Source organism: Caulobacter sp. Root487D2Y (genome assembly GCF_001427165.1).
GTDB lineage: Bacteria > Pseudomonadota > Alphaproteobacteria > Caulobacterales > Caulobacteraceae > Caulobacter.
Map to the genome: position 1 here is coordinate 1,057,005 of NZ_LMFD01000010.1, position 13,361 is coordinate 1,070,365.

Annotated in this window: 12 protein-coding genes; 3 read left to right on the forward strand and 9 right to left on the reverse strand. The window is 68.2% G+C overall.

Translation table 11 applies throughout. The features are described from left to right. Position 1: 1 nt before the first annotated feature. The 3 genes from recN to lpxC form a co-directional block, all read right to left on the reverse strand. Entirely contained in the window at positions 2–1,696 is a 1,695-nt protein-coding gene (recN, locus tag ASD38_RS14680) for a DNA repair protein RecN (protein WP_056460944.1), read from the reverse strand. A 126-nt stretch (positions 1,697–1,822) separates the two neighbouring features. Continuing rightward, positions 1,823–2,824: an outer membrane protein assembly factor BamD gene (locus ASD38_RS14685; protein ID WP_162250254.1), complete on the reverse strand. Its 1,002-nt coding sequence runs from the start codon at positions 2,822–2,824 to the stop codon at positions 1,823–1,825. Between the two features lie 169 nt (positions 2,825–2,993). Then, a complete protein-coding gene (gene lpxC, locus ASD38_RS14690; RefSeq protein ID WP_056460947.1) occupies positions 2,994–3,890 on the reverse strand; it encodes a UDP-3-O-acyl-N-acetylglucosamine deacetylase in 897 nt (298 codons plus the stop codon). A 290-nt stretch (positions 3,891–4,180) separates the two neighbouring features. Here lpxC and ASD38_RS14695 point away from each other — a divergent pair, with 290 nt between their 5' ends. Together ASD38_RS14695 and ASD38_RS14700 are read left to right on the forward strand one after the other, a co-directional pair. Next, a complete protein-coding gene (locus tag ASD38_RS14695) occupies positions 4,181–6,307 on the forward strand; it encodes a S9 family peptidase (RefSeq protein WP_056460950.1) in 2,127 nt (708 codons plus the stop codon). Positions 6,308–6,367: 60 nt separating this feature from the next. Further along, entirely contained in the window at positions 6,368–7,435 is a 1,068-nt protein-coding gene (locus ASD38_RS14700; RefSeq protein ID WP_056444921.1) for a hypothetical protein, read from the forward strand. Positions 7,436–7,520: 85 nt separating this feature from the next. Here ASD38_RS14700 and ASD38_RS14705 read toward each other — a convergent pair whose 3' ends face one another. The 6 genes from ASD38_RS14705 to yajC all read right to left on the reverse strand — a co-directional run bounded on the left by ASD38_RS14705 (position 7,521) and on the right by yajC (position 12,385). After that, positions 7,521–8,264, reverse strand: a complete 744-nt coding sequence (locus ASD38_RS14705; protein WP_056460952.1) for a squalene/phytoene synthase family protein — start codon at positions 8,262–8,264, stop codon at positions 7,521–7,523. An 83-nt stretch (positions 8,265–8,347) separates the two neighbouring features. Next, on the reverse strand, positions 8,348–8,962 hold the full coding sequence (locus ASD38_RS14710; RefSeq protein WP_056444927.1) for a urate hydroxylase PuuD: 615 nt from the start codon (positions 8,960–8,962) through the stop codon (positions 8,348–8,350). Positions 8,963–9,077: 115 nt separating this feature from the next. Beyond that, complete coding sequence (locus ASD38_RS14715; RefSeq protein ID WP_056446191.1) at positions 9,078–9,431, reverse strand: Mth938-like domain-containing protein; 354 nt, start codon at positions 9,429–9,431, stop codon at positions 9,078–9,080. Positions 9,432–9,433: 2 nt separating this feature from the next. Next, entirely contained in the window at positions 9,434–10,381 is a 948-nt protein-coding gene (gene secF, locus ASD38_RS14720) for a protein translocase subunit SecF (protein ID WP_056444930.1), read from the reverse strand. A gap of 8 nt (positions 10,382–10,389) precedes the next feature. Beyond that, complete coding sequence (gene secD / locus ASD38_RS14725) at positions 10,390–11,988, reverse strand: protein translocase subunit SecD (RefSeq protein ID WP_056460955.1); 1,599 nt, start codon at positions 11,986–11,988, stop codon at positions 10,390–10,392. Between the two features lie 88 nt (positions 11,989–12,076). Then, on the reverse strand, positions 12,077–12,385 hold the full coding sequence (gene yajC, locus ASD38_RS14730; protein WP_056444932.1) for a preprotein translocase subunit YajC: 309 nt from the start codon (positions 12,383–12,385) through the stop codon (positions 12,077–12,079). A 118-nt stretch (positions 12,386–12,503) separates the two neighbouring features. Here yajC and ASD38_RS14735 point away from each other — a divergent pair, with 118 nt between their 5' ends. Continuing rightward, complete coding sequence (locus ASD38_RS14735; protein WP_056444935.1) at positions 12,504–13,361, forward strand: ATP-binding protein; 858 nt, start codon at positions 12,504–12,506, stop codon at positions 13,359–13,361.

Consider the following 13,361-nt stretch of genomic DNA (forward strand, 5'->3'; position numbering starts at 1 on the left):
TTTACCCGATCAGCGCCCGCGCCGCCGCCCGGGCCGCCTCGGTGACCTCGGCCCCCGACAGCATCCGCGCGATCTCTTCCTGCCGCTGGACGGCCGACAGCGGTTCGACCCGGGTGCGGGTCGAGGTGTCGTCGCCGGCCTTGGTGATCCGCCAGTGGGCGTCGGCCCGGGCGGCGACCTGGGCCGAGTGGGTGACCACCAGCACCTGCGCATTCGCCGCCAGGCGCTTGAGGCGAAGGCCCACCGCGTCGGCCACGGCCCCGCCGACGCCCTGGTCCACTTCGTCGAAGATCATCAGCGGCTGGGACCCTTCGCGGCCCGCCAGGGCGGCCTTCAGGGCCAGGGCGAAGCGGGCCAGCTCGCCGCCCGAGGCGATGGCCTCCATCGGTCCGAACGGCGCGCCGGGATTGGTCGAGATCTCGAAGGCCACGCGGTCGACACCGGTCGGGCCGGCGCGGTCCTCGTCCAGCGGCTCGACGGCGACGCGGAACCTGGCCTTTTCCAGCTTCAACGGCGTCAGCTCGCCCTCGACGGCGGCGGCCAGGCGGTCGCCGGCGGCGCGGCGCTCGGCCGACAAGGTCTGGGCCGCGTAGAGATAGGCGGCGCGAGCGTCGGCGGCCTCCTGTTCGGCGGCCTTCAGGGCCTCTTCCGAGGTCTCGATGGCCTGCAGCTGGGCGGCGAACTCCGCGCGCTTGTCGGGCAGCAGCTCGACGGCGACGTTCAGCTTGCGGGCCATGCCGCGCAGGGCGAACAGGCGCTCCTCGGCCTTTTCCAGGCGATCGGGTTCGAACTCGAAGCTCTCGGCGGCGGCGTCGATGGAGGCGGCCGCCTCCTGGGCCTCGACCAGGGCGCGGTCGACCGCCTCGCAGGCGGCGGCCAGGCGGCTGACGGCCGGCCCGTCGGCGGGGGCGCCGGCGTGGATGGCGCGCTCGCGCGCTCTCTCCAGAGCGCGGAAGGCGCTGGCCAGCTTGCCCGACAGGGCGTCGCCGCCCAGGGCGTCGCTGGCGGCGGCGATGTCGGCCAGGGCCTTCTCGGCCGAGCCCAGCAGGGCCCGCTCCTCGGCCAGCTGGGTCTCCTCGCCCTCGCGCGGGTCCAGACGATCCAGCTCGGACAGACGAAGGGTCAGTTCCTCGGTCTCGACGGCCGCGCGGTCGGCCAGATCGCGCAGGGCGGCGGCCTTTTCACGGGCGGCGCGCCAGGCGCTCCAGGCCGAAGCGACGGTCCCGACCCGGACCAGCCCGAAGGCGTCCAGCAGATTGCGGTGGGTGCGCACGTCCAGCAGGCCGACGGTCTCGTGCTGGCCGTGGACCTCCAGCAGCAGGGCGCCCAGGTCCTTGAGCACCCCGACGCTGGTGGCCTGGTCGTTGACGAAGGCGCGCGAACGGCCGTCGGCCGACAGCTGGCGGCGCAGGACCAGGTCCTCGTCGCGGGCGTAGTCCAGGCCCTTGTCGTCCAGATAGGCGAAGGCGGCGTGGTCGGCCGGCAGGGCGAAGATGGCGGTGGCGCTGGCGTGGCCTGCGGCCCCCCGACGAACGAGCCCGGCGTCGGCCCGCGCGCCGGTGGCCAGGCCCAGGGCGTCCAGGATGATCGACTTGCCCGCCCCCGTCTCTCCGGTGAGCGCGGTCAGGCCTGGACCTATGGCCAGGTCCAGGCTTTCGATGAGCACGACGTCGCGGATGGAAAGGCCGATCAGCATGAGGCCTAGGATCGCCGGGAATCAGGGTTTTTCAAAGGGGGCTTGTTCTCGGGACGTTCTCGCGAGCTCCGCGGGGCGTTCCGGAACGGAAAACGGGCCGATCCTGGAAGGACCGGCCCGCTGAAATCACATCCCCAGGATGCCCGAGACGCCGCCCTTCTTGGGCTTGGTCTCGGCCGGCGGCTTGCCGTCGGCCGGCGTGGTGGTGTCGGCGGGAGGCGCCAGGGTCTTGTCCTTGTCGTGGGTCAGACGGTCCAGCATGTTCTTCTTGTTGCCGGCCTTCAGCGGCTCGACGGCCGGCCTGAGGTTGTTGGACGTCAGCAGCTTGTAGGCCTCGGCGTACCAGGGATCGCCCGGGAAGTTGTAGCCCAGCACCGCGCCGTTGCGCTTGGCCTCGTCCAGCAGGCCCAGGGTCAGGTAGCTCTCGACCAGGCGGTACAGAGCCTCGGGCGCGTGCGAGGTGGTCTGGTGGCGGTCGACCACGGTGCGGAACCGGCCGATGGCCGCCAGGGTCTGGCCGTTCTTCAGATAGTAGCGGCCGATGGTCATTTCCTTGCCGGCCAGCTGGTCGCTGACCATGTCGATCTTCAGGCGCGCGTCCTGGGCGTATTCCGAGTTGGGATAGCGCTGGACCACGTCGCGCAGCGAGGCCATGGCCTGCTCGGTCGCGGCCTGGTCGCGGTTCACGTCGACGATCTGCTCGAAATAGCAGACGGCCTTCAGATAGTAGGCGTAGGAGGCCGAAGGATTGCCCGGATAGAGGCCGATGAAGCGGTCGGCGTCGGAGATCGCCTCGCTGTACTGGTTGCTCATATAGTGAGCGTAGCCGGTCATCAGGATCGAGCGGCGCGACCATTCCGAATAGGGGTGCTGACGCTCGACCTCGCGGAAATAGTCGACGGCTTCGTTGTAGCTGCCGCGGTCCAGGCGATTGGCGCCGGTCGAATAGAGCAGCTCCACCGGGCGCTCTTCGTAGGCCAGGGTCGGCTTCTTGCGCTTGCCGGCGCAGGCGGAGACCGACAGGGCGACCAGCACGGCGGTCGCGACGATAGCGACCTTGCGTCCCGAGAAATTACGAAGCACGGACTTTTCACCCTCGAAGCAAACGTGCGCCCCTGCGCCGTGCAAGGCTTCTACACCACGCCGATGCGGGCGCAAATGGAAGCCGAGCCATGACGAGGATACGCCCCAAGACGCATCCCCCCGGGAATCCGCCCAAACGCTAGAGACATCGGCTTTTTGGCCAAATCAGGTCGAAGCCAAATCAGATCCAAGACGACGCCTCGGTATCAGTTTGTCAGACGGCTTGCGCCAATTCCACCGAATGGGCGCGCATCCGCCAGGCGGCGGGGTTGGCCATCAGGGCCCGGACGACGGCGTTGTTCAGGCCGTGACCGGCCAGAACGCCCTCGAAACGGCCGATGATCGGCGCGCCCAGCACATAAAGATCACCCACCGCGTCCAGCGCCTTGTGGCGCACGAATTCGTCGGGGCGGCGCAGGCCTTCGGGGTTAAGCACGCGGTCGCCGTCGATGACCACGGCGTTCTCCATCGTGCCGCCGCGGGCCAGGCCGATGGCGCGCAGGGCCTCGACGTCGCGGAGGAAGCCGAAGGTGCGGCAGTCGGAAAGCTCGGCGCGGAACGATTCTTCGTCGACGGTCAGGTCGACGCGCTGGCGGCCGATCACCTTGCTGTCGAAGACGATCTCGAAGGCGACCTCGAACCGGTCGCTCGGCGACAGGCTGGCCAGCTTGTCGCCTTCCTCGACCACCACGGTGTCGAGAATCTCGATGTAGTGACGAGCGGCTTCCTGCTTGCGGCGGCCGGCGCGGTCGAGGATCTGCATGAAGGGCTCGGACGAACCGTCCATGATCGGCACTTCCGGACCGTCCAGCTCGACCACGCAGTTGTCGATGGCCAGGGCGGCCAGGGCGGCCATCAGGTGCTCGATGGTCGAGACACGCACGTCGGCGGCGTTGTTGATGACGGTGCCCAGCTGAGTCTGGCAGACGGCGTCCGGCTTGACCGGCACGCGGTTGTCGCGGTCGTGGACATCGGTGCGCACGAAGACGATCCCGGCGTCGACCGGGGCCGGGCGCACGGCGACGCGCACGTGCGCGCCGGTGTGCAGGCCCACACCGGCGAAAATCACCGGTCCGGCGACCGTGTGCTGAAAATATGCCGAAGCCGACACTTGAAACCCTTAAACTTAGCAGCGGGGCGGTTCGATCGACCGCCTCTCGTCCCCGCATACCATTTAGGGACAATGCTGCGTCGCGGCAAAGCAAGTCCTGTTTCCGATTGTTACCTTACTAGCGGATTGTTTTTCATGACTTTTTTGGCCAATCGACGGTCACCATTTTGTCGCATTGCAGAGCTTGGCGTTTCCGGAGGCAATCTTGTGCCCCTCCCCTGGCTTCGCCCGCACGCCGTCGCTAGGCTCTGGCCGCTTTTCGGCGCCAACTTCTCCCGGATCCCGTCTCGATGACCAAGACCTTGCGCATAGCCGCTTCCGCCCTCGCCCTGTCCATGGCCGCCTTCGCCGTCGCGCCGGGCGCCCTGGCCGCCGACGCCCAGGGCGGTCGCGGCTTCACCGCCAAGGACATGGTGCAGCTGGAGCGGATCAGCGATCCGCGCGTGTCGCCTGACGGCCGCTTCGTGGTCTACAGCGTACGGACGATGGACCTGCCGGCCAACAAGGCCTCGATGTCGCTGTGGATCGCCGACCTGAAGGCCAAGACGGCGCCGCGCCGGCTGGCCGTCTCGGACGGCGGCGCCAGCAGCGCCCGCTGGTCGCCCGACGGCAAGGGCCTCTACTTCATCTCGGGCCGGACCGGCGGCCTGGACCAGGTCTATCGCACCGACGCGGCCGGCGAGACCGCCGTCCAGGCGACCAAGGCGCCGTTCGACGTCGGCGCCTTCAAGATCGCGCCCGACGGCAAGACCATCGTCATCGCCCAGTCGGTGTTCCCCGACTGCGACACCCTGGACTGCACCAAGGACAAGCTGGCCGCCAAGGCCGGCGTCAAGACCACCGGCGTGGTCTTCGACAAGCTGTTCATCCGCCACTGGGACGCCTGGAACGACGGCCTCCAGAACCACCTCTACGCGCTGAAACTCGGTGATCAGGGCCTGGCGACCGGAACGCCCGTCGCGCTGATGAACGGCTTCAACGGCGACACCCCGACCAAACCGTTCGGCGGCGACGAGGACTTCAACATCACGCCGGACGGCAAATGGGTGGTGTTCTCGGCCAAGCCGGCCGACCGCGAGGAATCGTGGAGCACCAACTACGACCTGTGGCGCGTTCCCATGGACGGCTCGGCCAAGCCGGAGAACCGCACGCAGGCCAACAAGGCCATGGATTCCCAACCCAGCTTCTCGCCGGACGGCAGGATCTCGGCCTATCTGGCCATGAAGCGCCCGGGCTTCGAGGCCGACCGCCTGGCGATCATGGTCCGCGAAGCCGACGCCAAGGACGCCAAGGGCTACGGCGAGCGCGAGCTGACCGCCGGCTGGGACCGTTCGGCCCAGTCGATCGCCTGGAGCGCCGACGGCAAGACGATCTACACGACCGCCGAGGACGTCGGGCAGACCAAGCTGTTCGCCATCGACGTGAAGTCCGGCAAGGTCACGCCCCTGACCGGCGAAGGCCATGTCAGCGGCTTCAGCGTCGGCCCGCAGTCGATCGTCTACGCCCAGGACAACCTGAAGAGCCCGGCCCAGCTCTACGCCCTGTCGACCGTCGCCAAGAAGGCCGAGGCGCCGATCAAACTCACCAACAACAACGCCGAGGCCCTGGCCGGCGTGGCCATGGGCGACACCGAGCAGTTCAGCTTCCCCGGCTGGAACGGCGAGACGGTCCACGGCTATCTGGTCAAGCCGGCCAATTTCGATCCGGCCAAGACGTATCCGGTCGCCTTCCTGATCCATGGCGGCCCGCAAGGATCGTTCGGCAACCTCTTTCACTATCGCTGGAACGCCCAGACCTACGCCGGGGCCGGCTATGCCGTGGTGATGATCGATTTCCACGGCTCGACCGGCTACGGCCAGGCCTTCACCGACGCGATCAGCCAGCACTGGGGCGACCGCCCGCTGGAGGACCTGCAGAAGGGCTGGGCCTTCGCGACGGGCAAGTACGGCTTCCTCGACAAGGACCGCGCCTGCGCCCTGGGCGGCTCGTACGGCGGCTTCATGATCAACTGGATCGCCAGCCAGTGGAAGGCGCCGTGGAAGTGCCTGGTCAACCACGACGGCATCTTCGACAGCCGCTTCATGGGCTACTCCACCGAGGAGCTGTGGTTCAGCGAATGGGAGAACGGCGGCCCGCCCTACGCGGCCAACACCACCTATTCCAAGTTCAATCCGGCCGACCATGTCGACCAGTGGAGCGTGCCGGAGATGGTGGTCCAGGGCGGCCAGGACTTCCGCGTGCCGCTGGAGGAAGGCATCGGGACGTTCACGGCCCTGCAGCGCAAGGGCGTTCCCAGCAAGCTGCTGTATTTCCCCAACGAGAATCACTGGGTGCTGAAGGCCCAGAACTCGGTGCAGTGGCACGACGAGGTGCAGAAATGGCTCGATCGCTGGACCAAGGGCGAGCCTGCCAAGTAATGCGCTTATAAATTGCAGCCCTTCGCCCCTTCCGTTAGTTTGGACACGGAAGGGGCGCCCATGTTCCATCTGTTTCGCGCGATCTCGGACCGGCTCACGCTGCATTCGCGACTGGGCGGACGCTACGCCGAGGCCCGCATCCTGGCGGCGGAACTGGACCTGGACCTCACCGAGATCGCCTTGCGCCACGGCAGCCGCGGCCACGCCGAGGGCGATTCAACCACCGGCGACAACAGCCAGGCCGAGCGCGAAGAGAAGTTCAGGCGCCTGACGGCGGGCTTCAACAGCCCCTACCCCAGCGAACAAATCGCCGCCGCGGTCGACCTGCGCAAATGGATGGTCCGCGACTACGGGCTGGAACGGCTGAAGTGGTTCGTGCCGCAGCTGCGCGAACGCTACATCCAGGCCGTGGGCCCCAAGAACATCAAGCTCGAGCATGTCGTTTTCGCGCCGGACGACGCCACGCGCGCCGAACTCGAGGCCGAGGCCTTGAGCCTGCTGGAGCGGCTGAAGCTGCTCTATACGCTGAGCAGCGAGCGCGAAGTCCTGACCGGCCGGATGCGGCGCTGGGCCCTGGGCCTGTTGTGCTGGCTGTTCCTGGCGCTGATGATCACCCGGATCCTGCCCAACATCACTCCGCCCGGCGCCATCCGCGAGTCGGTGATGGTGATCGCCAACTTCGCGCTGATCGCCTTCGTCGGCGCGGCCGGGGCCATGGTGTCGGTGCTGCGCCGGACGGAGTCGGCCATGGCCTCGGCCTCGTCCGAGATCGACCCGGTGCGCCAGGTCAGCGCCCTCAGCCAGGGGCTGACGGCGGTGTTCATCGCCGCCTTCGTGGGCATGTCGGTGTCGTTCGTCCTGGTGGCCTTCTTCGCCAGCGGCCTGGTGCGCGACGGCGCGATCGTCGGCAGCGGGGCGGCGGCGCTGTTTCCCCAGATCGTACCCTGCCGCTACGATTGCCCGATCACCCTGGTCAATCGCGGCCTGATGTTCCCAGCCGCCGTCGACGCGGCCAAGATGATGGTCTGGGCCTTCATCGGCGGCTTTTCCGAGCAGCTGGTTCCCGACGTGCTGGACCGCCTGACCAAGGCCGCGCGGCAGACCAAGAAGCCGTCAGAGGCGGCGTAAGGCGGGAACATGCCCTTGCGGCGTGTCCCCATCAGCAAGCGCCGCGCCCGCCCTTGGGGACACGCCGCAAGGGCGTGTCCCCGGCTCAGATCCGCCCCGTCGCCACCGCCCAGGTCAGCCGGACCTGCGTCTCCAACGCGCCCAGCTCGCGCCCGCCGGTCTGGGCCATCGCCAGGGCCGCGGGCGCGGCGGCGGGGAAGGCGGCGACCGGCAGCGCCTTGAGCGCGGCGTTCGCCTTGCGCCGCGCCGCATCCACCCGGCGGCGGACGTCGCCCTGGGTCCAGTCGGCCGGCAGGCGCTGGACCCCGGCCCGCTTCAGCCGCCACAGGCCCGCCAGGCCATAGGTCCGGGCGGCGTCCTGGACGGCGTGGAGATCGGCCTTCGCGTCCAGCCGCCAGGCGGCCAGCATCATCACCGCCCCGGCCGTGGCGTCGACATAGGCCAGGACCTGGGCCTCCGTCTCGAACGGCGCGTCGTCCAGATCGGCCAGGCGCGCCTGCGCCATCTCGGCCAAGGCGCTCAAGGGATAGCCGGCGGCGGCCACCGCCTGGACGGCGGGGTGCTTGCGCGCGATCTGGCCGGCGGCGATCTCCTCCATGGCCTCGCGCCACCAGGTCAGGCGGATTTCGCCCATCAGGGCGTTGCTGACCCCGCCGGCCACCCGCGCCAGCTCGTAGTTGAAGGCGTACAGCGCGATGACGTCGGCGCGGGCCTTGGGATCGGCGATGAACCGGCTGGCCAGCCAGCGGTCGGGGTCGACCCGGCGCACCAGGGCGTCCAGGTCGGCGTCGGGAGCGTTGTCCCGGTGGGCGATGTCCAGCGTCGTCATGGGCGCGGCTTATGCGCCGCATCGCCCAAAAGAAAAAGGCCCGCCGATCGGGCGGGCCTTCTCCATGCCGTCCGATCCCGGGATCAGCCGAACAGCGTCTGGTACATCGTCATCGTGACCAGCATCGGGATGCTGAGCAGCGTGTTGATGCGCGAGAACAGCATGGCCATCTTGGCCGACTTGGCCTTGGTGTCCGCGTCGGCCTCGACGAGGCCGAGGGCTCGCTTCTGATTCGGCCAGATCACGCCCCAGACGTTGATGAACATGATCGTCGCCAGCCACATGCCCAGGCCGATGAAGGTGAAGCCCATGTCGACGCCGCGCTCGTAGCCGCCCCAGAGACCGAAGGTCGCCGCCTCGCCCAGATAGCCGCGGCTGAAGGCCAGGACCACGCCCATCAGCCAGGTCGCCAGCGCCGCCCAGCGGAACCAGAACAGCGCCTCGGGCGCGATGTACTTCGACACCGCCGGCTTCAGCTCGGCCGGGATCTGCGGCATGACGCGGATCTGCACGAAGTTGAAATAGTACAGCAGTCCGATCCAAAGGATGCCGAAGAACACGTGCATCACGCGGAACACCGCCTGGAAATAGGCTTCGTCGAAGCCGTGCGGGCTGTGCCCGAAGCCGAACGCGATCACCAGCGCCAGGATGACGCTGACGATGATGGTGTTGCGGAAATTCGAAAGTAGAGCAGTCATGTCCAGGCCCCCTGATGCCTTGCTTGAAGTCAGGTATAAGGCGCCTCGCGGAGTCGGCAAATAGACACGATCTTTGCGGGTATTGGCCGACCGTTTGGAGCGCGGACGCCGCGCTCTAGACGGCGATCAGGGCCGCCGCCAGGCGTCGGCCTTCGCTGGCCAGCACGTTGTAGGTGCGGGCCGCGCCCTCGGTGCTCATGAACTCCAGCCCCACGCCCGCCGCCTTCAGCGCGTCGCGCACCGGCCGCGGCGGCAGGGCGTTGACCAGGCCCACGCCCAGCAGCACGAACTCGACCGCGCCGCCCGCCGCGAAGACCTCGGCGAAGTCTTCGGGCGTAAGAGTCGCCAGGCTGGTGGCCGCCCAGGTCCGCGGCTGATCGTCGATGATCAGCAGCGAGCCCGGACGCCAGTCGCCGGAGACGCGGAAGCCGCCGCCGCCCCAGGCGTCTATCGATGGCGGCTGGCGCAGCATCAGGGCCGGGTGCCGGCGCCGAGCTTGATCGGCGTGGCTTCCTCTTCGCCCCGCTTGACGCCCCAGACGAGGATCAGCGGCAGGGCGATATAGACCGACGAATAGGTGCCGATGATGATGCCGAAGGTCATCGTGAAGACCAGCGGGAACAGCACCGGGCCGCCGAAGAACATCGTGCCGCCCAGGGCCAGCAGGGCCGTGGTGCCGGTGATGATCGTCCGCGACAGACGCTCGTTCTCCGACAGGTCGATGATCTCGCGCAGCGGCGTGGTCTTGTACTTGCGCAGGTTTTCCTTCAGCCGGTCGAAGGTGATGACCTTTTCGTTCATCGAGTAGCCGATCACCGTCAGCAGGGCGGCGATCGAGGTCATCGAGAACTCGATCTGCAGCACCGACAACAGGCCCAGGGTCAGCACGATGTCGTGGAACACCGCCACGACCGCGCCGGTGCCGTAGGACAGGCCGAAGCGGAACCAGATGTAGGCCAGCATCAGGGCCAGGGCGATGCCCAGGGCCATGAAGCCCTTGCCCAGCAGCTCGCCCGAGACCTTGGCCCCGATCGCCGAGTGCGACGGGATGGTCATGGTCGGGTAGCGCTGGATCAGCTTCTTCTCCAGGTCGACGGCCGCCTGGTTCGGGTTCTGGCCCGCCTCGGGCAGGAAGCGGATCATGGCGCTGTTGGGCGAGCCGAAGGGCTGCACCTGGGCGTCATGGGCGCCGAACCCAGCCAGGGCCGTGCGCAGCTCGGACGTGGGGATCGGGGTGGGCATGCGCGCTTCCAGCGCCACGCCGCCCTTGAAGTCGATGCCCAGGTTCAGGCCCTGGGTGAAGAACGAGACGCCCGAGCCGACGATCAGCAGGGCGGAGAAGATCGCGGCGACGGGCGCCCACTTCACGAAGCGGAAGTGGGTCGAACGCGGGATCAGGCGGATAAGAGGCCAGGCCATGATGATCCTCAGGCGATCGGCAGCTTCTTCGGCTTGGCGGCCTTGAACCACCAACCGATGAGCACTTGGGTAATGAGAATGGCGGTGAACAACGAAGTGAACACGCCGATGAGAAGCGTCCAGGCGAAACCTTTGACCGGTCCGGCGCCCATGGAGAACATGATCAAGGCCGAGATCACGCTGGTGATGTTGGCGTCCATGATCGAGACCAGCGCCCGCCGATAGCCGGTGTCGGCCGCCGACATCGGCGAGCGTCCCGCCGCCGCCTCGTCCCGCATCCGTTCGTAGATCAGCACGTTGGCGTCGACCGCGACCGCCAGGGTCAGGATCAGGCCGGCGATGCCGGGGAAGGTCAGGGTCGCCTGGGTCATCGACATGATGCCGACGATCAGCAGCACGTTGACGAACAGGGCGATGGCCGCGAACGTCCCGAACAGGCCGTACGCCAGGATGATGAACACGAACATCGCGGCCGCGCCGATGGCCAGCGAGATCGTGCCGGCCCGCACGGCGTCGGCGCCCAGCTCGGCCCCGACGGTGCGTTGTTCCTCGAGGTTCAGCTTGGCGGGCAGAGCGCCCGAGCGCAGCAGCAGGGCCAGCTCGGCGGCGCTTTCCGGCGTGAAGTTGCCGGTGATGATGCCCGAACCGCCCGGCAGCGGCTGGTTGATCCGCGGATCGGAGATGTACTTGTTGTCCAGCACGATGGCGAAGCGCTTGCCGACGTTGCGGGTCGTGGCGTCGCCGAACTTGCGGGCGCCCGAACCGCCGAAGCGGAAGCCGACGGCGGCCGCGCCGTTCTGGTCGAAGGTCTGGTTGGCGTCGACCAGGTCCTCGCCGGTCACCAGGGCGCGCTTGGCCACGGGGATCGGCGGGCGGCCGGCCTCGGCGCTCGGGATCACCATCACGCCGGGCGGGATGCGACCGGCGGCCATGTCCTCGGGCGTGACGGTCTCGTCGACCATCTGGAAGGTCAGCTTGGCCGTCTGGCCGATCACCGCCTGCAGGCGGGCCGGATCGCTCTCGCCGGCCGCCTGGATGACGATCCGGTTGACGCCCTGACGGGTGATGGTCGGTTCCTTGGTGCCCATGGCGTCGACCCGACGACGAATCGTCTCGATCGACTGATCCACCGCCTTGGCGGCGTCGGCCTTGGCGGCCTCGGGCACGAAGCTCAGCTCCAGGCGGCCGTCGCCCTTGTTGCTGATATTGGTGTCGCGGCCGCCGATGGCGCCGGCCAGAGGACCGCCGATCGAGCGACGCAGCAGGCTGACCGCCTGGTCCACCTTGCCCGGATCGGTGATGCGGACCCGAACGATCCCGCCCGCTTCACCCAGCTCGCCGAACTCGATCTGGTCGTTGCGCAGCGTGGTGCGCACGTCCTCGACCATGTTGGTCAGGCGTTCGGCGCGCAGCGCATCGGTGTCGACCTCGTAGAGCAGGTACGAACCGCCCTGCAGGTCGAGGCCGAGGTTCAGCTTCTGATGGGGAACCCAGCCGGGAAGCGCGTCGAGCGTCTTCTGCGGCAACAGGTTCGGCAGGGTGAAGACGATGCCGAAAATCACCGACAGTATGACGGCGGTGACTTTCCAGCGGGAGAGGGTCAGCATGGATTACAGGCTCTGGACGACGCCCTGAGGCGTCTCGTTGTGGGCGGCGCCTCGTGGTCGGCGCCCCCCGAGGTCGACTCGACGGTGATCAGCTCTTGGGGTCGTTGGCCGGGGCCGGTTCGCCCTTGGCGCGGATCTCGGCGATCATGCTCTTGACGACCTTGACGGTCACGCCCTGGGCGATCTCGACGCCGACTTCGGCTTCCTCGACCCGGACGACCTTGCCCAGCATGCCGTTCGACAGCACGACGTTGTCGCCGCGCTTGACGGCGGCGATGGCGGCGGCGTGCTGCTTGGCGCGCTGCTGCTGCGGGCGGATCAGCATGAAGTAGAACAGCACAACCATCAGAATGATGGGCGCGATGCCCATGAACTGCTGCATCATAGCGGAATTCATAACGACTCCAGATTGTCGATGCGCGGGCTCTTCAGATAGGACCCGCGTCAAGTCGGCGGAAGCTATGCGTTCACCTCCCCTTTTGCAATGACGGCGCGGTGAGGCTAGGGAGCAACACATGAACGACGACGCCGTCCCCCTGCTCGCCCGCATCGCCGACGCCCTGGAGCGCCTGGCTCCGGCCGCTCCGGCCGCCCCCGCCTTCGACGCCGGGCGGCTTTTCCGGCATGAGCCCCATTCTCCTGAAAAGGGGGGCAGCGGCGGCTTCGTACCGGCTCCGGACTATCCGATGGCCCTGGACCTGCTGATCGGCGTCGATCGCCAGAAGGACCGCTTCGTCGAGAATCTCCGTCGCTTCGCCGTCGGCCTGCCCTGCAACCACGTGCTGCTGTGGGGCGTGCGCGGCACGGGCAAGAGCTCGCTGACCAAGTCGGCCTTCATGGTGCTGGCGGCCGAGTTTCCCGCCCTGAAGCTGGTCGAGGTCGACCGCGACGAGGTGACCGCCCTGCCCCCGCTGTTCGACCAGCTGCGCGCGCGCCCGGAGCGCTTCGTGGTGCTGTGCGACGACCTGTCTTTCGAGGACGGGGCGGCGGCCGCCAAGGCGCTGAAATCGGCCCTGGAGGGCGGCGTGGCCGGCCCGCCCGAGAACGTGCTGTTCGTCGCCACCTCCAACCGCCGCCACCTGATGCCGCGCGACCACGTCGAGAGCCAGGGCGCGATCGCCGCCGCCGAGAACGCCGAGGAGGAGATGAGCGTCTCCGACCGCTTCGGCCTGTGGATCGGCTTTCCGCCCATGGACCAGCCGACCTATCTGGCGGCGGTCCACGCCTATGCCGACCGGTTCGGCCTGAAGGTCGAGAACCTCGAGCGCCGGGCCCTGCAATGGTCGCAGCTGCGCGGCGCCCGCTCGGGCCGGGTGGCCTGGCAGTTCACCCGTGACCTGGCCGGCGAGCTGGGTGTAAACTTGCCCGCGTAA

Coding starts and splice junctions, on each gene's coding strand:
- recN (WP_056460944.1), bottom strand. CDS start 1,696: ATGCTGATCGGCCTTTCCATCCGCGACGTCGTGCTCATCGAAAGCCTG.
- ASD38_RS14695 (WP_056460950.1), top strand. CDS start 4,181: ATGACCAAGACCTTGCGCATAGCCGCTTCCGCCCTCGCCCTGTCCATG.
- ASD38_RS14700 (WP_056444921.1), top strand. CDS start 6,368: ATGTTCCATCTGTTTCGCGCGATCTCGGACCGGCTCACGCTGCATTCG.
- ASD38_RS14705 (WP_056460952.1), bottom strand. CDS start 8,264: ATGACGACGCTGGACATCGCCCACCGGGACAACGCTCCCGACGCCGAC.
- ASD38_RS14710 (WP_056444927.1), bottom strand. CDS start 8,962: ATGACTGCTCTACTTTCGAATTTCCGCAACACCATCATCGTCAGCGTC.
- secF (WP_056444930.1), bottom strand. CDS start 10,381: ATGGCCTGGCCTCTTATCCGCCTGATCCCGCGTTCGACCCACTTCCGC.
- secD (WP_056460955.1), bottom strand. CDS start 11,988: ATGCTGACCCTCTCCCGCTGGAAAGTCACCGCCGTCATACTGTCGGTG.
- yajC (WP_056444932.1), bottom strand. CDS start 12,385: ATGAATTCCGCTATGATGCAGCAGTTCATGGGCATCGCGCCCATCATT.
- ASD38_RS14735 (WP_056444935.1), top strand. CDS start 12,504: ATGAACGACGACGCCGTCCCCCTGCTCGCCCGCATCGCCGACGCCCTG.